Consider the following 18,764-nt stretch of genomic DNA (forward strand, 5'->3'; position numbering starts at 1 on the left):
TGGGAAGGCCGACCGGCCGTTGCACGGGCCGGACGCCGTCGTGCCGTACTCCCAGGGGCGGGCGACGAAAAGCCCCCTGGGGGTGCCCGCAGCGCAGGGCGAACCTGCGAGTGCTGCCGGGGCCGGGCCAAGGCAACGGCCTGGTCAGTGGAGAGCGATGCCCGCCGCGGCCTGCGCCGGTTGCTCTGCCGACCCGCATCTGCGCCAGATTGACGCTGGGTTGCACCGCGATCACAGTCCTGTGATCGCAACCAATGGGCGAATCGACATGAGCACGAGAAATTATGTCGCAGAGGTGATCGGAACCTTCTGGCTGACCTTCGCCGGCTGCGGCAGCGCCGTGATAGCGGCGGGCTTTCCGCAGGTCGGCATCGGGTTGCTTGGCGTGTCTCTCGCGTTCGGTCTGACCGTCGTCACCATGGCTTACTCGATCGGTCATATTTCCGGCTGTCATCTCAACCCGGCCGTCACCATCGGCCTTGCCGCCGGCGGGCGCTTCCCGGCGGGGCAGGTGGTGCCCTACATCGTCGCCCAGGTCGTCGGCGCCATCCTCGCCGCCACCGTGCTCTATTTCATCGCGGTCGGCGCGCCCGGCTTCGACCTCGCCAAGGGCTTCGCCTCAAACGGCTATGGCGAGCATTCGCCCGGCAAGTACGGCCTGGCCTCGGCCTTCCTGACCGAAGTCGTGATGACCATGATGTTCCTGTTCATCATCATGGGCGCGACCCATGGCAAGGCGCCGGCCGGCTTCGCCCCGCTCGCCATTGGCCTCGGCCTCGCTCTGATCCACCTCGTCAGCATCCCGGTCACCAACACCTCGGTGAACCCGGCCCGCTCGACCGGCCCGGCGCTGTTCGTCGGCGGCTGGGCCCTGCAGCAGCTCTGGCTGTTCTGGCTGGCGCCGATCATCGGCGGCGTGCTTGGCGGCGTGATCTATCGCTGGCTGAGCGGTGAGTCGCAGGAGCAGGTCACCGGCTGACGTAAGACCGCGCGATATCCGCAATCCGAGGTCAGGCCTGGACGGGCCTGGCCTCGATCACCACGAAGGCCTGGGCCAGCGGCGGGTCATCGGTCAGGGAGACGTGCAGGACCGCTTCATGGCCGGGCGGTGTCATTTCGGCGAGACGCGCCGCTGCGCCGCCGGTGAGCCGCATGGTCGGCCGACCGCTCGGCAGGTTCACCACTTCCATGTCGCGCCAGAACACGCCCGACCTGATGCCGGTGCCGAGCGCCTTCGAGCAGGCCTCCTTGGCGGCGAAGCGGCGGGCATAGGAGGCGGCGCGGGTGGCACGGCGGTCGGATTTCGCCTGCTCGCCTGCTGTGAAGATGCGCTGCGTGAAGCGCTCGCCGAAGCGGGCGAGCGAGTTCTCGATGCGACGGATGTCGCAGAGATCGGAGCCGATGCCGAGGATCATACGGCCGGTTTAGCTGGCCGCTCGCCCCTCGTCCATCGCCCGCCGCATCACGGCGATCGCGGTTTCGAAGCCGACGAAAATCGCTTCGCCGACCAGGAAATGCCCGATGTTGAACTCGACGAAGTCCGGAACGCCGGCGAGCTTGCGCGCCGTGTCGTAGTCGAGCCCGTGGCCGGCATGGACCTCCAGCCCGAGCGAGGCGGCGAAGGCCGCGCCGTTGGCGAGCCGCTGGAATTCCGCCTCGGCCTTGTCGGCATGGCCGTCGGCGACGGCATGGCACCAGGTGCCGGTATGCAACTCGACCACCGGCGCGCCAAGCTTGGCCGCCATCGCGATTGGCGCCTCGTCGGCCTCGATGAACAGCGAGACGCGGCAGCCGGCTGCCTTCAGCCGGGCGATCGGAGCGGCCAGCGCCTGCGCCTGGCCGACCACGTCGAGCCCGCCTTCGGTGGTGCGTTCCTCGCGCTTCTCCGGCACGAGGCAGGCGGCATGCGGCTTGAACCTCTCGGCGAGGCCGATCATCTCCGCTGTCGCGGCCATCTCGAAATTCAGCGGCTTGGAGAGCTCGCTCGCGAGCCTTTGCATGTCGGCGTCGCGGATATGGCGCCGGTCTTCGCGCAAGTGGGCGGTGATGCCGTCGGCGCCGGCAGCCACTGCGAGAAGGGCAGCGCGTACCGGATCGGGCAGGGCGCCGCCGCGGGCATTCCGCACGGTCGCGACATGGTCGATATTCACGCCCAGGCGCAAGCGGTTCTTGGTCATCGTCGCCCCCTCGTCCTTTGCCGTCTACGCCGCGTCTCGCGCAGGTTCAAGGCAAGGGATGTGATCGACGCCGTCAGCATTCTTGATCGATCGACGCTCGTATTGCGTGTGTCTTGAAGTCGTCTCGCGAAACATGCGGCGTGACTGTTGTTAAGCCCGGGACTTTAGCCTCGCGGGCCTCCGGAAACGTTTCGACAGCATCATGCAGCTTCCCGCGAACAACAGTCAGTTCGAGACGAAGATCACGCCGGACCGGCGCGATGCGAACCAGCCGGCCGATCGCGCGCTCGGCCGCGTGATCGCCTGCTCCGGCTCGCGCGCCACCATTGCGGCGAGCGCTTCGGGAACGGCGTCCGGTGCGCTGGATGGTTGTGCCATCGGTCGTCTGCTTTCGATCAATCTCGGAAAAAGCCGCGTCGTCGGGCTGGTCTACGAGATGCGCGCGCTGGACCTGGCCTGGAACGAGGCCGGTGCCAATGCCGTCGCAGTCGAGGTCGAGCTGCTCGGCGAAGTCGTCGACGGCGAGAACGGGACCGCTCGCTTTGACAGTGGCATCACCGCCTACCCGCCGATCGGCGCGCTGGCGCATCGTATCCGCTCGCGCGACCTCGAGCTCATCCATGATCTCGGGGAGCGCAAGGGCGTCGTCCTCGGCTCTCTAACCCAGGACGCAAGCGTCGCGGCGAGCGTCGACATCGAGCGCCTGCTCTCGCGCCATTTCGCCGTGCTCGGCACCACCGGCGTCGGCAAGTCGAGCGCCGTTGCGCTGATGCTGCGCAAGGCGGTCGCGGCCAAGGCCAATCTGCGCGTGCTGATCCTCGATCCGCACAACGAATACGCCCATGCCTTTCCCGACAATTCGGCGCGGATCGATGCCAGCACCGTCGATCTGCCGTTTTGGCTGTTCCGTTTCGAGGAGTTCGCCGACATCGTCTTCCGCGGCCGTCCGCCATTGGAGGACGAGGCAGAGATCCTGCGCGAGGTCATCGCAGTGGCCCGCAGCCGCTACCGCGTCACCTCCGCCCACGACATGGCGCGAGACCTCGGCAGCAGCGTATTGAAGCGGCCGCTCGATTCCAGTGCGCGCAAGCCTGGCGAAGCCGGTGGTGCGGCCGAACTCGCGGCGCCTTACCGGCTCGCCGACCTTTTCGCCGCGATCGACGAACTGATCGGCCTGCACGAGGTCCGCTATCCGCGTCTGACCCTGCGCGCGCTCAGGGTGCGGCTGGAGACGCTGTACGGCGATCCGCGCTACGGCTTCCTCTTCGCCCATGCCAACAGCATGGAGACGATCGCACCGGTGATCAGCCAGATCTTCCGCGTGCCGCATCGGGGCCGCCCGATCACCGTGTTCCAGCTCGCCGGGTTGCCGGCGGAGGTGGTCAATGCGGTCGCCTCCAGCCTGGCGCGGCTCGCCTTCGATCTGGCCATGGCCAGCCGCGGCAGCTACGAAATCCTGCTGCTCTGCGAAGAGGCTCATCGCTACGTGCCGCAGGACCCGGCGCTCGGCTTCGCGCCGACGCGCCAGGCCATCGCCCGCATTGCCAAGGAAGGCCGGAAGTACGGAGCCTATCTCGGCGTTGTGACGCAACGCCCCGGCGAGCTCGATCCGACCATCCTGTCGCAATGCTCGACCGTCTTTGCCATGCGCCTCGGCAATGACCGCGACCAGGAGATCATCCGCGCCGCGATCGCCGACGCCTCGGCCAGCACCATCGCCTTCCTCTCCTCGATCGGGAACCGCGAGGCGATCGCCTTCGGCGAGGCGGTGGCTACGACGATGCGCATGCGCTTTTCCGAGCAGCGGCAGGACGAGCTGCCGGCTATGGCCGGTCGGCTGCCGTCGCAGGCGGAGCAGCGCGAGCCCTTGGTCGAGGAACTGGTTGCGCGCCTGCGCGGGCTCTGAAGCTGCCGTCAGCCGGGCGCGACGAGCGGGCCGTCCGGGAACGCGACATATTGCGGCAGGGCATCGGTGATCTCGAACCATGGTGCCTTGGACCCGGCGAAGATATGCGCCGTCGGCCTGATCCTGGGCGTATCGGTCAGCGTGCCCAGGGTGACATGGACGAAAGCACCCTCGCGGACCACGGAGTACAGCAACGAGCCGCAGCGCCTGCAATGGACGTCATGGGTTTCGTCGCTGCCGTAGCGCAGCAAGGCGTCGGCGCCCTGCGTGATCTCGAGCTCTTGCTTCGCAATGCCGGCGAACGGCTTGAAGGCTGCTCCCGTGGTCCGGCGGCACTGCGAACAATGGCAGTTCATCGCGTAATCGAAGGCGTCGGTGACGCTGTAGGACACCTGGCCGCAGAAGCACTGGCCGGACAGCCTGCGAACGCTGGACGAGGATGAATCGGTCAAGGTGCCCCCTTCGCGGTAGCGCCGTCATTCGCGGCATTCAAGCAGCGGCCGCCGCGCTTGCGTGGCAGGAGCGAAATTCTTGCATCCGTCCGCGTCAGCCTGTATGAGCGCCGTTCAACCTTTCCATCGCATCGCGCAAGATCAGAAGGAGCCGCGAATGGCTCGCGTCACCGTTGAGGATTGCATCGACAAGGTCGAGAACCGCTTCGAGCTGGTTCTGCTTGCGAGCCATCGCGCTCGCATGATCGCCTCCGGCTCCTCGATTCTCGTCCCGCGCGACAACGACAAGAATCCGGTCGTCGCCCTGCGCGAAATCGCCGACGAGAAGCTCACTCCTGAGGATCTCAAGGAAGACCTGATCCACTCGCTGCAGAAGCATGTCGAGGTCGACGAGCCGGAAGCCGACACGGTGCCGCTGCTGACCAGCAGCCAGCCGAGCGCGGCGACGCCCGATTCCGAGATCCAGTTCGACCGCATGAGCGAGGACGATCTGCTGCGCGGCCTCGACGGGCTCGTCCCGCCGACCGAGAGCGCCGACGACGAGGACTGAGCTGTCGGAAAGCGTTGACGATATCTGCTAAAGCCCGGCTCTGCCGGGCTTTTTTCATGCCCGGCACGCGTCGATACGTCTTGCCGCAGGGCCGATGACATGGCGATATTGAACGAATTCAATTGAACACGAATCCCCCTGAACTGAGCGTCGGAGTACGGCCCGCATGGGCATGATGCGGCAATATGAGCTTGTCGACAGGGTCAAGCGCTACAACCCGAATACCGACGAGGAGCTGCTCAACCGCGCCTATGTCTACGCCATGCGTGCGCACGGCACGCAGAAGCGCGCCTCGGGCGACCCGTTCTTCGCCCATCCGCTCGAAGTCGCGGCGATCCTGACCGAGCTCAAGCTCGACGACGCCACCATCGTTGCCGCCGTCCTGCACGACACGGTCGAGGATACCGAAGCGACGCTGGAGGAGATCGAGACCCTGTTCGGGCCCGATATCCGCCGCCTCGTCGACGGGCTGACCAAGATCAAGAAGCTCGACCTCGTTTCGAAGAAGGCGGCGCAGGGCGAGAACTTCCGCAAGCTGCTGCTCGCTATCGTCGACGATATCCGCGTCCTCCTGGTGAAGCTCGCCGACCGGCTGCACAACATGCGCACGCTGCACTATGTGCCGCCGGAGAAGCGTCTGCGCGTCGCCGAGGAGACGATCGAGATCTACGCGCCGCTCGCCGGCCGCATGGGCATGCAGGAACTGCGTGAGGAGCTGGAGGAACTCGCTTTCCGCCATATCAAGCCGGAAGCGCACGCCACCATCACCAAGCGGCTGGAGGAGGTGACCCAGCGCGAGGGCAAGGTCATCGGCGAGATCGAGAGCGACCTCAAGACCAAGTTGGCCGAGCGCGGCATCGAGGCGCAGGTCTATGGCCGGCGCAAGCGGCCCTATTCGATCTGGAAGAAGATGGAGCGCAAATCCGTCTCCTTCGAACAGCTCTCCGATATCTTCGGCTTCCGCGTCATCGTCGACAAGCCGGAGGACTGCTACCGCGTCCTCGGCATCGTCCACATGACCTGGCCGATGGTGCCGAACCGTTACAAAGACTACATCTCGACGCCGAAGCAGAACGATTATCGCTCGCTGCACACCACTGTGGTCGGCCCTGGCCGCCAGCGCGTCGAACTGCAGATCCGCACCGACGGCATGGATCGTGTCGCCGAATTCGGCATCGCCGCCCATGCCCGCTACAAGGATGGCCGCACCGCCGGCGTCGTCGCCGCCGCCGACGAGAGCCGCGCCTATCAATGGCTGCGCCGTACCGTCGACCTGCTGGCCGAGGGCGACAATCCCGAGGAATTCCTCGAGCACACCAAGCTCGAGCTCTTCCATGACCAGGTCTTCTGCTTCACGCCCAAGGGCCGCCTGATCGCCCTGCCGCGCGGGGCGACGCCGATCGACTTCGCCTATGCGGTCCATACCGATGTCGGCAACACCGCGGTCGGCGCCAAGATCAACGGCCGGATCGCGCCTTTGCTGACCGAATTGCAGAACGGCGACGAAGTCGAGATCACCCGCGCCGAGGGGCAGGCGCCGCCGGCCGCCTGGGAATCGCTTGTTGTCACCGGCAAGGCTCGCGCCGCCATCCGCCGCGCCACGCGCGTCGCCGTGCGCCGGCAATATGCCGGGCTCGGCCGCCAGATCCTCGAACGCGCCTTCATGCGAGCCGAACGCCCGTTCTCGGATGATAAGCTCAAGGCGGCGCTGAAGCGGCTCGCCCGCACGGCGGTCGACGACGTGCTCGCGGCGGTCGGGCGCGGCGAGATGTTCTCCGGCGACGTGGTTCGGGCGGTCTATCCCGATCTTGAGCCGGAGAAGCGCGCGACAGGCGGCGAAGCCAAGGCGCCCCCGCCCGGCAAGGGCTGGTTCGAACTGCGCCAGGGCGAGAATCTCAAATTCAAGCTGCCGAACGAGACGCCGGGCAGCGACGCCATCCCGATCCGCGGCCTCGGCGGCGATCTGCCTGTGCGTTTTGCGCCGGGCGGCGGCGCTGTGCCGGGCGACCGGATCGTCGGCATCCTGACGCCGGGCGAGGCGGTGACGATCTACCCGATCCAGTCGCCTTCGCTCGCCGCCTTCGACAACGAGCCGGAGCGCTGGCTCGATGTGCGCTGGGACCTCGACGAGAAGCGCCCGCAGCGCTTCCCGGCGCGCATCCAGCTCAATTCGATCAACGAGCCGGGCTCGCTGGCCCAGATCACCACCACCATCGCCGAGCATGACGGCAATATCGACGCGGTCTCGATGGTGCGCCCGACGCCGGACTTCACCGACGTCACCATCGACCTGACGGTCTGGGACCTGAAGCACCTCAGCGCGATCATCAGCGAATTGCGCGAGAAGCGGGTGATCAGCCGGGTCGAGCGGGTGGTGGCTTAGACGCGCCAGCCTTCATCGTCATTGCGAGCGCAGCGAAGCAATCCAGGGAGACGTAGTGCTCTGCCGCCCCTGGATTGCTTCGTCGCTTCGCTTCTCGCAATGACGGGATGCGGCCTTCACCCCGCCCGGAACGCCGCGGCGAGCTCCCTGACGAAGGCGTTGGCGCGCGGCGTCGCGACATTGCTGCGCAGCACGACCTCGAAGGTGTCGAGCGCCGGCAACCCCCAGTCCGGCCCGAGATCGACCGCACCGCGCGGCGCGATCCGCGCAGCCAGCGGCGAGACGCCGAGCCCGCCCTCGACCGCGGCCAGCACCGCCGCCATGCCGCCGCCGATGAAGGCCTCGCGCCAGGGCAGGCCGACGCGGTCGAGCGCATCCATGGCGTGGCGGCGCAGGCGGCATTCCGGCATCAGGCTGACCAGCGGCACCGGCCCGTCCGGCTTCGCCAGCGAGGGCGCGCCGAACCAGCCGAAGGCGTCGCGGCGCAGCACCTCGCCGGTGCGCCCGGACCCAAGTCGGCGGATCACCGCGACATCGAGCTCGCCGCGCTCGAAGGCGGTGTCGAGCGCGGCGGAGGGCTCGATCCGCAGGCCGATCACCAGCGAGGGGTCATGCTTGGCTAGCCGCGCCAGCAGGGCAGGGGCGTCGGCCCCGACCGCCTGTTCGCTGATGCCGATGCTGATGCGCTCCTGCACCTGCTGGAACGAGGTCCGCGCGCGCTCATGCGCCGCCATCAGCTCGCGCGCCGCCGGCAGGAAGCGCTCGCCCTCGGCCGTCAATCGCACCAGCCGCGGATGCCGCTGCAGCAGCATTTGCCCGAGCGCCTCCTCCAGCTTTTTGACCCGTGTGCTGATGAGAGATTGCGCCGTGCCGAGCGCCTCGGCGGCACGGGTGAAGCTGGAGAGTTCGGCTGCATGAAGGAAGGCGCTGACGCCGTCGAGATCGAGTGTGTTGCTCATCTTTGATTGCAAAATCAGATTATTGATATCATCAAAGATACAGTTTTCAGATGAAATGAACAAGCCTAGTTTCGCAGGCGTCGGCGGCAGAGACCGCCCTGTCCTATGGAGCCTGTCATGCCTCTGATCCGGATTTCGATGCGCCGCGGCCGTCCGGCCTCGCATCCCGCCGCTATCGTCGATGGCGTCTATCGCGCCTTGCGCACCACCTTCGAGGTGCCGGAGAACGACCTCTTCGCCGTGGTGCACCAGCACGAGGCAGAGGAATTCATCTTCGACAACAACTATTTCGGCTTCAATCGCAGCGATGCGCTGGTGATCATCCAGCTGACCGTCGCCAATACCCGAGGCGTCACCCAGAAGAAGGCGCTCTATGCCGCCATCGCCGAGAACCTGCAGAAGGAGCCGGGCTTGAAGCCCGACGACATCTTCATCAACCTCGTCGAGGTCAAGCGCGAGGACTGGTCCTTCGGCGGCGGCATCGCGCAGTACGTGGCGTGAGCCGAAGAGGGCGCGGGGAACCCTCTCCTGGAAGGAGAGGGCAGGGTGAGGTGTAGGTGGTCAGACCAGCTCCCTAAACGCTCACCGCGCGGCTTAACTCAGACTCACGATTTCTCTCCCGAACACCTCACCCCCACCCCTCTCCTTCCAGGAGAGGGGATCCCCCGCCCCTGCTGACACTGTCGCGCGCGACAGCACTGGAAACATCCCCCCTATTCGCTCTAACTCTCCCCGCATGGAATGGAGCGACGAGGGCACGATCATCGGCGTCAGGCGGCATGGCGAAAGCGCCGTGATCCTGGAGGTGATGACGCGCGATCATGGTCGCCATCTCGGCCTCGTGCGCGGCGGCCGCTCCAGCAAGCAGCAGCCGGTGCTGCAGCCCGGCAATTTCGTCTCGCTCAACTGGCGGGCTCGGCTCGACGAGCATCTCGGCGAGTACAAGGTCGAGCTCCTGACCTCTCATGCGGCGCGTTTGATGGCCCAGCCGGTCGCCCTCTATGGCCTCGCCAATGTCGCCGGCCTGCTGCGGCTGCTGCCGGAGCGCGATCCGCATCCCGGGCTCTATGAGGGTCTCTCGGTGCTGCTCGCCCATCTCGACGAGATCGCGATCGCGCCGGCGCTGATGGTGCGCTTCGAGCTCGCCATGCTCTCCGAGCTCGGCTACGGGCTCTCGCTCGAACGCTGCGCCGTCACGGGCCTGCGCGAGGACCTCACCCATGTTTCGCCGAAATCCGGCAAGGCCGTGAGCCGCAAGGCCGCCGAGCCCTATCTCGACCGGCTTTTCAGCCTGCCGGCCTTTCTCAGCGAGGGCCAGGGCGCGCGACGGCCGGGCCCAGCCGAGATCGCCGCGGGCTTTGCGTTGACCGGCTTCTTCCTGCGCCGCGACCTCTACGAGCCACGCGGCCTGATGGAGCCGCCCGAGCGGGCGCGCCTGCTGGAGCTGGCGGCAAGAATCCACTGATTTCCGCTGGTTTTTGGGCGGCGACGTTTTGCGTTGCTGCCTTTCCACAGGCATTGTGCAACAGGTGATTCGCGCGTCTTTCCGGGGCGCTGCGCAGCAGTGAGCCCGGAACCCATGAATACGACGCCAGTCCAGTGCCGTCATGCTCGCCCTTGTGGCGAGCATCCACGTCTTGAACGCCACGCCCGACCCACCGGGCGAAGACGTGGATGGTCGGGACAAGCCCGACCATGACGGGTCGGGGCAGTGTTCATGGGTTCCGGGCTCAGCGCTTCGCGCTGCCTCGGAATGACGACGCGCCACAGATTCGAAGGTCAGTAGAAGCATGGGCAAACCCGTCGAGCCGCCTCCGGAGGAGGAAGCCGAACGCGTCGATCTGAAGAGCGCGCTCGAGGAGCGCTATCTCGCCTATGCGCTGTCGACGATCATGCACCGCGCCTTGCCGGATGCACGCGACGGTTTGAAGCCCGTCCATCGCCGCATCCTGCACGCCATGCGCCTGCTCCGGCTCGATCCCGGCCAGGTCCACAAGAAGTGCGCCCGCATCGTCGGCGACGTCATCGGCAAGTTCCACCCGCATGGCGACCAGTCGGTCTATGACGCGCTGGTGCGCCTGGCGCAGGACTTCGCCCAGCGCTACCCGCTCGTCGATGGCCAGGGCAATTTCGGCAATATCGACGGCGATAACGCCGCCGCCTACCGCTACACCGAAGCGCGCATGACCGAGGTCGCGCGCCTCCTGCTCGACGGCATCGAGGAGGACGCGGTCGATTTCCGCGAGACCTATAACGGCGAGGACGAGGAGCCGATGGTGCTCCCCGCCGCCTTCCCGAACCTGCTCGCCAACGGCTCGCAGGGCATTGCGGTCGGCATGGCGACCTCGATTCCGCCGCACAACGCCGCCGAGCTCTGCGATGCGGCGCTCTATCTGATCCAGCATCCGGACACGACGTCCGAGCAGTTGATGACCTTCGTGCCGGGACCCGATTTCCCGACCGGCGGCATCATCGTCGAGTCGCGCTCCTCGATGGTCGAGACCTACCGGACCGGCCGCGGCGCCTTCCGCACGCGAGCGCGCTGGCATGTCGAGGACCAGGGCAGGGGTACCTGGCTCGCGGTGGTTACCGAGATCCCCTACATGGTCTCGAAGGGCCGGCTGATCGAGAAGATCGCCGAGCTGCTGAATGAGCGGAAGCTGCCGCTGGTCGCCGATCTGCGCGACGAGTCTGCCGAGGATATCCGCATTGTCATCGAGCCTCGTGCCCGCAATGTCGACGCCAACCTGATGATGGAATCGCTGTTTAGGCTCTCCGAGCTCGAAGCGCGCATTCCGATGAACATGAACGTGCTGACCGGCGGGCTGGTGCCGCGTGTGCTCGGCCTCGCCGAGGCCTTGCGCGCCTGGCTCGACCACCGCCGCGAGGTGTTGATCCGGCGCTCGCGCTTCCGCCTCGGCCAGATCGAGAAGCGCCTCGAAATTCTTGCCGGCCTGCTGATCGTCTATCTCGATCTCGACCGGGTGATCAAAATCATCCGCGAGGAGGACGAGCCCAAGATCGAGCTGATGAAAGCCTTCGAACTCACCGAGGTCCAGGCCAACGCCATTCTCGACACCCGCCTGCGCGCTTTGCGCAAGCTCGAGGAGATGCAGCTCAAGACCGAGTTCGAGGAACTGACCAAGGAGAAGGGCCAGATCGAAGGCCTGATCGCCTCCGAGGCGCAGCAGTGGAAGACCATCTCCTGGGACATCCGCGAGGTGAAGAAGCTGTTCGGTCCGGAGACGGCGATTGGCAAGCGCCGGACGACCTTCGCCGACATGCCCGATACCGCCGATATCGACCTGACACAGGCCATGGTCGAGCGCGAGCCGGTGACGGTGGTGATCTCGAAAAAGGGCTGGATCCGGGCGCTGAAGGGCCACGTCCAGGACCTGTCGACCCTGTCCTTCAAAGGTGATGATGCGCTCCGCACCGCCTTCTTCAGCGAGACCACCGCGAAGATCCTGGTAATGGCGACCAATGGCAAGGTCTTCACGCTCGAAGCCTCGAAGCTGCCGGGCGGTCGCGGTTTCGGCGATCCGATCCGGCTGATGATCGAGCTGGAGGAGAGCGCCGAGATCGTCGCCGCCTTCCCCTACAGGGCAGGGCTGAAGCTCCTCGTCGCCACGACCGAAGGGCGCGGCTTCGTCGTGCCGACTGACGATGTCGTCGCCAATACCCGCAAGGGCAAGCAGGTGCTGAATGTCGATGCGCCGGTCGAGGCCATGCTGGTCGTGCCGGCTGAGGGCGACCATGTCGCGATCATCGGCCAGAACCGCAAGCTGCTCTGCTTCCCGATCTCCGAGGTCGCCGAGATGAGCCGCGGCAAGGGCGTCAAACTGCAGCGCTACAAGGATGGCGGTCTGTCGGACGCCAAGGTCTTCAAGCTGGAGGACGGGCTGACCTGGCTCGACACCTCCGGCCGGACCTGGACGGTGGCGCAGGCCGAATTGCTGGAGTGGCTCGGCCATCGCGCCGAGGCCGGCCGCCTGCCGCCCAAGGGCTTCCCGAAGAACAACAAGTTCGGGGGTTGACCAGGACGAGAGGCGGCCGTCGCATCGTCATCTGACGGTGCGCTGTGGCACGGGCCAGCCGACCGAGCGACCGAGATCGGTGGTGTGGCAGGCTGCCAGGGTTAGCGTGAGCAAGGTGGCGGCGATCAGGCGCGACATGGTCTGCTCCAGGCGGGTCGTGTGGGGGCGGGCATCGGCGTGACGGTCGGACTCAGTCTCGGCCCAGAAGGATCGGTTCGGCCGCGGCCTTGATCTCGCTCCGGTGGGCGCTGGCGACCAGCAGGCACAGGGCAAGCAGGACGAGCGCCGGCAGTGCCGAGCCCGGCAGGACCGTGAGATGCGCCAGGGCGGCGCCGGCCATCGTGGCCGTCAGCAGCAGGGCGGCGAAGCCGGCGAGCGCGGGCAGGAGCAACGCGACAGCGCCGGCGAGCTCGATCGCCCCGGTCAGGTAGCGGAACCATTGTCCGACGCCGATCGTGTCGAAGACCTCGACCATGGGCTGCAGGCCGGCGAGCTTGGCGCCACCGGCCGTTGCGAAGGCCGCGGCAAGCAACGCCTTGACGCCCCACAGGCCAAGCCGGCGCCAGCGTGGCGCCTCCGAAACTTCAGTAGCTGACATCGATGTCTCCGAGAACTGCGGCAGGGCATTCCCGCCGCTTTCGCCGAGATGACATCGGAGGTACTGTCGGAATGACAAGTAGAATGAAATTTATGGTATAGTATGGAAAATCAGACTATTGGGCCGGGCAGTCTCGGCTCGGGCACGAAAATCGTTGTTGAATCAGATACTTGCCCGAGCGCGGCGGCGGTCGAACAATTTCACGCCGCCATGCGTATCCTGACCGGCAAGTGGAAGGGCGAGATCTTGTGGCGGCTGGGGCAAGGCACTCTGCGCTTCGGCGAGCTGCGCCGTTCGATCCCGGGCATCACCCAGCACATGTTGACGACCCAGCTGCGCGATCTGGAAGCGCACGGCCTCGTCAGGCGCACGATCTATCCGGAGGTGCCGCCGCGCGTGGAGTATGAGCTGACGCCGTCAGCGCGCGATCTCGGCACCGTCTTTCGCGAAATCAGGGTCTGGTCCGACAGGCACGCAGCCTCGCTCAATCTGGCGGGCTGAAAACGCGGCTGAGACCGGTTCATCTGCCAGATCAATGGGTTAGGCCAATCCGCTGAGTCAATTCGCCAGCGCCTTGAATCGGCGTCTCAGCGGATTTCCGGCCCGATGACGCCGACTTCCAGCCCGAGCGTCACCTTGTCGGTGACGGCCCATTGCACGCCGGCGCGCGCCTCTGGCCTGACAGCGATGTCGGAGCGCGAGAACGGCGTCGAGAACGCGGTCGCGCCATAACGGTAGGTCTCGTTGGCGGCCGACATCCCGACGGTGGTGTAGAGAAGCACGTCGGGCGTCGCGAACACGCCGGCCTTGAGCTGGAAGGCGCCGGCGATATCGCGGCTATAGGTCGCGCGGTTGAAGCCCGGATTGTTGTAGCCGCCGAAGCTCGGCGCAAAGTCGAGCACTCCGGCGATGCCGTAAACGAAATCGCCGTCGCGCCACATCTTGCCGCCCTCCAGCCCGATCACCGGGCCGGCCGAGGTGCCGAAATGCTTCGAGCTGGTGACCTGGAAGCCGCTTGAGATGCGGGCGTAGGAGCCTTCCCATTGGACGCCGCCGGGCGACAGGGTCGGCTGCGACCAGGCGAAGGAGGGCAGGAAGCCGAAGCCGGAGAGCGGCAGGAAGGCCTGAGCCTGCGCCGGGACGCCGGTCGCGATCAGCGTGGCCAGGGCCGCGCCGGCTGAAAGAAGTCTCATGCGTGCGGTGCCGGCGGCCTGGATCATGCTCATGGCATAGCAGGAGAGGGCGGGATTGTCGCGCTTTTGTGGCGGGATGCTTACCGGTCAGCTGAGCTTGGTCTTGAGGCGCAGGAAGCGCATCGTCCTTTCGGCGGTCGCGGTGTCGAGTTCCTCATAGGCCTTGAGGTCGTCCTCGATGTCCTTGGCCTTGAAGTAGAGCCGGCGCCCGCGGAGGGTAAGGATGGCGTGGAAATTGTCCTTGCCGAGCCCAAGCATGCGCGCCAGCACGGCGATGCCGCTGACATCGCGCTGCATGAGCACGCGCAGGGCCTGCTCGTTGCTGATCTCGGCGCTGATCGCGATCACCTGGGCGAGGTGGAAGGCGCGATCCTCTTCTGCCAGCATGTCGACGACCTCGCCGAGGCTGCGCGTGCCGGCCTGGAGGTCGGCGATCAGCAGCCGGACTTCGCGGCGCTGCTGCCGCGCCTGCCGCGCCATCGTCGCGGCCTGATGCGAGCCGGTCTCGGTGCTCGGATCGGACATCTGCTCGACGATGCGCAGCACGCGCTCGGCCCGCTGCGGCGACAGATCGGAGCGGCGCGCCAGCGCCTCGCTCACCGCCGCATCGTCGCCCCCGCGCTGCAGCAGCCGGTCGAAGCCGCGATCGGAGAACTGTGCGCCTTCATTGCCCGAGACGCTGCGCAGCACCGCGCTATCGCCGCGCTCGACGAGGATGTCGGTGATGCCCACCGATAGACGGGCCCGTTCCGCGATGGCGACGAGATGCGCCTGCGTCTGGCTGATGGCGATGGCGGCGAGGTCCGTATCGGTCAGGACCGGCGAGAGCTTGAGCACGAGCCGGGCGACGCCGGCATCGGCATCGTTCGCCAGCGAGACCGCGACACGATGCGGCAGCGTTTGCGTCGCGGCGACATTGTCGGCGTATTCACGGCGGCCTTCCGTATCGAGATGCGGCAGCGAGCGCAGCGCGATCTCGCCATAATGATCCTGCGCCACTTCGCTCGGATCGGAATCGAGCAGGAACAGATCGGTCACCGCATTGAGCAGCTTGCGCCGGGATTCGGACGACATGTCCGCCGGCATGCGGGTGAGGGTCTGGAGCATCGGCGCGACTTCCGGCGGGCATCACGTTTGCGGCTATAGCCGGACGCTATCGCCCTCCATTTGATTTAGTCTTAAGCCGGCGGACGATTCTTCAGTGTTTTCAGTATTTCTTTATGCAACCATAAATTGTATTTTGGCGATATTGTCTATTTATTGGACGACCCAACATCCTGCAACGGAACTTCGCCCTCCGCATCACGTTGGCAGACCGCCGCCCTTTTGCGGCCACCGAGCCGACCGACGATGCGGAGCATGATGACAAACCGACCCGACGCGCAAAGCCACCCCTTCGTTGACGAACCGAGATCTGCAGCGGCCGGGTTGTCGCGCCGCGCGCTGCTGGCTGCCTTGGGCTCGATCGGGCTCGCCACGCCGCTTCGCGCCCAGGACGGCCGTCCGCCGGCGGCCGCGCCGCCTGCCGAGCCACGGCGCGGCACGTTCGGCTACGAGGATGTCGTCCGCCAGGCCCGCGAACTCGCAGCCCGTCCGTTCGACGCGAGCGCCCCGGCCATTCCCGATGCGCTGAAATCGTTGAGCTATGACAGTTATCGCGAGATCAGGTTCCGCAGGGACAAGGCGCTCTGGCAGGATGGCGGCTCGGATTATCGCCTTCATCTGTTCCATCTCGGCTTCCTGCACGACAAGCCGGTACCGATCCATGTGATCAGCGACGGCAACGCCATCCCGCTGCCGTTCAACATGGCGCTGTTCGAATACGGCAAGGCCCAGGTTCCGCCGAAGCTGCCGGTCTCGCTCGGTTTCGCGGGCTTTGCCGTCACCACGACGCTGAATGACCTGAAGGTGCAGGACGAGGTGATCTCGTTCCTCGGCGCGAGCTATTTCCGCTTCCTCGGACGCGGCCATCGCTATGGCCTCTCGGCGCGCTCGCTCGCCCTCGATGTCGGCGGCGAGCAGGCCGAGGAGTTCCCGTTCTTTCGGGCGCTCTGGCTGGACAAGCCGCAGCCCGGCAGCGTCGATCTCGTCATCTACGCGCTGCTGGATTCACCGTCCGTCAGCGGCGCCTTCCGCTATGTCGTCACGCCCGGCCAGCAGACCAGCGTCGCCGTCACGGCGACGATCGTGCCGCGCCGGACGATCGAGCGCATCGGCATCGCGCCGCTGACCTCGATGTTCCTCGCAGGCGAGGGTGATCGCGAGCAGCGCACCGATTTTCGGCCAGAGGTCCACGATTCCGACGGGCTGATGCTGAAGACCGGCGCCGGCGAATGGATCTGGCGGCCGATCCGCAACCCGCAGGCGCTGACGATCTCGTCCTTCCACGACCGCAACCCGCGCGGCTTCGGCCTGATCCAGCGCGACCGCGAATTCGGTCACTATCAGGACCTGGAGGCGCACTACCACGCTCGGCCCGGCTACTGGGTCGAGCCCTCGGGCGACTGGGGCGAGGGTCGCGTCGACCTGATCGAGATCCCGACCCAGGGCGAGGAGTTCGACAACATCGTCTGTTGCTGGACGCCAAAGGCGCCCTTGCCGAGTGGCCAGCCGACCGAGCTGAGCTATCGCATCACCACGGTGTCGACGACCGAGACGCTGCACGCGATGGCACAGGTGCAGAGCAGCATCGCTGCCCGCGAAGAGCTCGATGCGGCGGCTGGGCTGGCGAAGCGGCGCTTCATCGTCGACTTCAACGCCGGCGACCTCGAATATTATCTCTCCGATCCCAAGCGCGTTTCGGTTGTCGCGACGGTATCGACCGGCACGGTCGCCAGGGCGACGATCGATCCGAACTTCGCGGCGAAGGGCTTCCGCGTCATCGTCGACGTCACCCTCCGCCCGGGCGAGAGCACCGATCTGCGCGTTTTCCTGCGAACCGCGAGGGCGACGCTGAGCGAGACCTGGACGACTTCCTGGACCGCACCGACTGCGCCTGCCGCGCCTGCGGATACCGCCGCTCCATCGAACGCTCCCGCCCCGGCCCAGGGACGCTGAACGACAGCCGGGCTCGCGGGCGAGTTACGGCGTCGGGAAGAAGCCGCTCGGGAGGTTGCCCGGGCGCGCGGTCGATTCAACCCGCACGGGTTCGCGCGCGCCCGATCCATAGCCCCTGTCGAAGGCGGTGCCGTCCTGCTCGTTGCAGGTCGGCCGCTGCGGGTTCTTGGCGATCGCGGCCGATTTCGGGAAGGCGGTGTTGTCGACCGCGTCGGTGGTCGGCTGGCCGATATCGATGCGCGAGGTCACCATCGCGACGGTCGGCTTGGTGGTGGGAGAGGTCCAGCCGAGCGTGCCATGCCAGATGATGTGCCAGCCGATCCGCGCCAGATGATGCACCGTCGAGCCGCGTTCCCTTGCCACGAAATAGGCGATGAAGCCTTCGTCGCGCCGGGCCGTGTGCAGGAAGTTCGGCGCAGGCACCTTGCTGTTGGTCTGGCGCAAGGGGAACGGATTGTTGGGATGGTCGCCGAGCTTGTAGGTCACCAGGAAGCCCTTGGTGCCGGTGGTCTGGTCGGTGATGACCTGGTTGCCGGGGTCGAAGATCATCTCGTCGACGGTCGGCAGGTCGCCGTCGCCGTCCAGCGATGGGTTGGTGCCGAAGGCGGATTTGAGGTTGACGACGATGCTGCCTTCATTGGCCATCCGCCCGGCATAGTGCGCCTCGTAGACCACGATGTCGGCGACAAGGATCATCCCGAACTCCCAATTGGTCATCAGGTCGATCTTGTCTTGCCGGTTGGCCGGATCGCCCGACATCAGCACGCTGCCGGTGCAGGTGATCATCGGGCCGGTATGGCCGGGATGCCCCGCCGCTTCGTCGGCCGCGGCGCGGCGCGCCTTGGTCGTGCAATGCAGCAGCGCGTGCTCGGTGCCGACATGGATGTCGGTGCGCGAACCGCCCTTGTTGGCGGTGATCGTGGCCGTGCCGGGAGCGATCGCGACAACCATGGTTTCTCCTGCGGTTATCCGATTGTCTGATGTATTCGGGCGGGGCTCGGCGCGTCGATCTAGCGAACCGCTGCGCTGTGCGTGCGCGCCTTGGCAGCTTCGGCGCGCCGGTTGAGGGCGCTTACCGCGATGATTGCGCGCTCCAGCGCCGCCATGGTCAGCGGCCCGACGATGGCGTCAGCGACGAGCCCGTTGGCCGTCTGGAAGCTGCGCACGCGGTTCGCCGTCTCCGGGCCGAAGATCCCGTCGGGCAGTGTGCGGCCCTGGCCGGTCGAGTTCGGCATCGCCATGCCGAGGTCGATCAAAGCGAGCTGGATGATGGCGACGGCCTCGCCACGCTCGCCCTGCTTCAGCGGCGGCGCGTTCTCGGCGGCCCTCCTGAGACGGTCATTCTTCGAAAAACGCGGCAAGGTGAGAGGCATGGCCGTGGTCCTGCCCGTTCCCGATGACCCAAGGTTAGTTCCGGGTCCGGGGAGGGGTCAAGGACGGCGCGAGACCTCT

At 66.5% G+C, this 18,764-nt stretch carries 18 protein-coding genes; 9 read left to right on the forward strand and 9 right to left on the reverse strand.

All coding sequences use genetic code 11. The features are described 5' to 3' along the window. The first annotated feature begins 268 nt into the window (after positions 1-268). A complete protein-coding gene (gene aqpZ / locus ACQKLX_RS10665) occupies positions 269-979 on the forward strand; it encodes an aquaporin Z (RefSeq protein ID WP_427361556.1) in 711 nt (236 codons plus the stop codon). Positions 980-1,010: 31 nt separating this feature from the next. Here aqpZ and acpS read toward each other — a convergent pair whose 3' ends face one another. After that, positions 1,011-1,415 carry a holo-ACP synthase gene (gene acpS, locus ACQKLX_RS10670; RefSeq protein WP_427361557.1) on the reverse strand — a complete coding sequence of 135 codons (405 nt, stop codon included), beginning with the start codon at positions 1,413-1,415 and terminating at the stop codon, positions 1,011-1,013. A 9-nt stretch (positions 1,416-1,424) separates the two neighbouring features. Then, on the reverse strand, positions 1,425-2,177 hold the full coding sequence (locus ACQKLX_RS10675; RefSeq protein WP_427361558.1) for a pyridoxine 5'-phosphate synthase: 753 nt from the start codon (positions 2,175-2,177) through the stop codon (positions 1,425-1,427). 202 nt (positions 2,178-2,379) lie between these two features. Between ACQKLX_RS10675 and ACQKLX_RS10680 the strand changes: the two genes are divergently transcribed. After that, positions 2,380-4,083, forward strand: coding sequence for an ATP-binding protein (locus ACQKLX_RS10680; RefSeq protein ID WP_427361559.1), 1,704 nt, complete (start codon positions 2,380-2,382; stop codon positions 4,081-4,083). An 8-nt stretch (positions 4,084-4,091) separates the two neighbouring features. Here the strand turns inward: ACQKLX_RS10680 and ACQKLX_RS10685 are convergent, their stop codons facing one another. Further along, positions 4,092-4,535, reverse strand: a complete 444-nt coding sequence (locus tag ACQKLX_RS10685; RefSeq protein ID WP_427361560.1) for a GFA family protein — start codon at positions 4,533-4,535, stop codon at positions 4,092-4,094. Between the two features lie 157 nt (positions 4,536-4,692). On the opposite strand from ACQKLX_RS10685, the gene rpoZ reads away from it, so the two are divergent. Then, positions 4,693-5,085 (forward strand): DNA-directed RNA polymerase subunit omega, encoded by a 393-nt coding sequence (gene rpoZ, locus ACQKLX_RS10690; RefSeq protein ID WP_092158745.1) that lies wholly within the window; start codon positions 4,693-4,695, stop codon positions 5,083-5,085. A gap of 172 nt (positions 5,086-5,257) precedes the next feature. Beyond that, a complete protein-coding gene (locus tag ACQKLX_RS10695) occupies positions 5,258-7,468 on the forward strand; it encodes a RelA/SpoT family protein (protein ID WP_427361684.1) in 2,211 nt (736 codons plus the stop codon). Positions 7,469-7,584: 116 nt separating this feature from the next. Here the strand turns inward: ACQKLX_RS10695 and ACQKLX_RS10700 are convergent, their stop codons facing one another. Beyond that, positions 7,585-8,427 (reverse strand): LysR substrate-binding domain-containing protein, encoded by an 843-nt coding sequence (locus ACQKLX_RS10700; protein ID WP_427361561.1) that lies wholly within the window; start codon positions 8,425-8,427, stop codon positions 7,585-7,587. Between the two features lie 117 nt (positions 8,428-8,544). On the opposite strand from ACQKLX_RS10700, the gene ACQKLX_RS10705 reads away from it, so the two are divergent. The 3 genes from ACQKLX_RS10705 (at position 8,545) to parC (ending at position 12,464) form a co-directional block, all read left to right on the forward strand. Further along, the gene (locus ACQKLX_RS10705; protein ID WP_110492686.1) at positions 8,545-8,928 is read left to right on the forward strand and encodes a tautomerase family protein; all 384 of its coding nucleotides are present in this window, start codon (positions 8,545-8,547) and stop codon (positions 8,926-8,928) included. Positions 8,929-9,163: 235 nt separating this feature from the next. After that, positions 9,164-9,892, forward strand: a complete 729-nt coding sequence (gene recO / locus ACQKLX_RS10710; RefSeq protein ID WP_427361562.1) for a DNA repair protein RecO — start codon at positions 9,164-9,166, stop codon at positions 9,890-9,892. A 325-nt stretch (positions 9,893-10,217) separates the two neighbouring features. Beyond that, complete coding sequence (gene parC / locus ACQKLX_RS10715; RefSeq protein ID WP_427361563.1) at positions 10,218-12,464, forward strand: DNA topoisomerase IV subunit A; 2,247 nt, start codon at positions 10,218-10,220, stop codon at positions 12,462-12,464. A gap of 190 nt (positions 12,465-12,654) precedes the next feature. On the opposite strand, the gene ACQKLX_RS10720 is transcribed toward parC, so the two are convergent. Next, on the reverse strand, positions 12,655-13,062 hold the full coding sequence (locus tag ACQKLX_RS10720; RefSeq protein ID WP_427361564.1) for a DoxX family protein: 408 nt from the start codon (positions 13,060-13,062) through the stop codon (positions 12,655-12,657). A gap of 102 nt (positions 13,063-13,164) precedes the next feature. Here ACQKLX_RS10720 and ACQKLX_RS10725 point away from each other — a divergent pair, with 102 nt between their 5' ends. Further along, positions 13,165-13,563, forward strand: a complete 399-nt coding sequence (locus ACQKLX_RS10725; RefSeq protein ID WP_427361565.1) for a winged helix-turn-helix transcriptional regulator — start codon at positions 13,165-13,167, stop codon at positions 13,561-13,563. Positions 13,564-13,649: 86 nt separating this feature from the next. Here ACQKLX_RS10725 and ACQKLX_RS10730 read toward each other — a convergent pair whose 3' ends face one another. Both ACQKLX_RS10730 and ACQKLX_RS10735 read right to left on the reverse strand, forming a co-directional pair. Continuing rightward, positions 13,650-14,255, reverse strand: coding sequence for an outer membrane protein (locus tag ACQKLX_RS10730; RefSeq protein WP_427361566.1), 606 nt, complete (start codon positions 14,253-14,255; stop codon positions 13,650-13,652). Positions 14,256-14,342: 87 nt separating this feature from the next. Then, the gene (locus ACQKLX_RS10735; RefSeq protein ID WP_427361567.1) at positions 14,343-15,362 is read right to left on the reverse strand and encodes a DUF2336 domain-containing protein; all 1,020 of its coding nucleotides are present in this window, start codon (positions 15,360-15,362) and stop codon (positions 14,343-14,345) included. Between the two features lie 321 nt (positions 15,363-15,683). On the opposite strand from ACQKLX_RS10735, the gene ACQKLX_RS10740 reads away from it, so the two are divergent. After that, positions 15,684-17,312, forward strand: a complete 1,629-nt coding sequence (locus ACQKLX_RS10740; protein ID WP_427361568.1) for an OpgD/OpgG family glucan biosynthesis protein — start codon at positions 15,684-15,686, stop codon at positions 17,310-17,312. Positions 17,313-17,336: 24 nt separating this feature from the next. On the opposite strand, the gene ACQKLX_RS10745 is transcribed toward ACQKLX_RS10740, so the two are convergent. Together ACQKLX_RS10745 and ACQKLX_RS10750 are read right to left on the reverse strand one after the other, a co-directional pair. Further along, a complete protein-coding gene (locus tag ACQKLX_RS10745; RefSeq protein WP_427361569.1) occupies positions 17,337-18,263 on the reverse strand; it encodes a hypothetical protein in 927 nt (308 codons plus the stop codon). Between the two features lie 59 nt (positions 18,264-18,322). Beyond that, positions 18,323-18,685 carry a peptidoglycan-binding domain-containing protein gene (locus tag ACQKLX_RS10750; RefSeq protein ID WP_427361570.1) on the reverse strand — a complete coding sequence of 121 codons (363 nt, stop codon included), beginning with the start codon at positions 18,683-18,685 and terminating at the stop codon, positions 18,323-18,325. Positions 18,686-18,764: the final 79 nt, after the last annotated feature.

It is taken from the genome of Allobosea sp. NPDC003192 (genome assembly GCF_050275675.1).
Classification (GTDB): domain Bacteria; phylum Pseudomonadota; class Alphaproteobacteria; order Rhizobiales; family Beijerinckiaceae; genus Allobosea.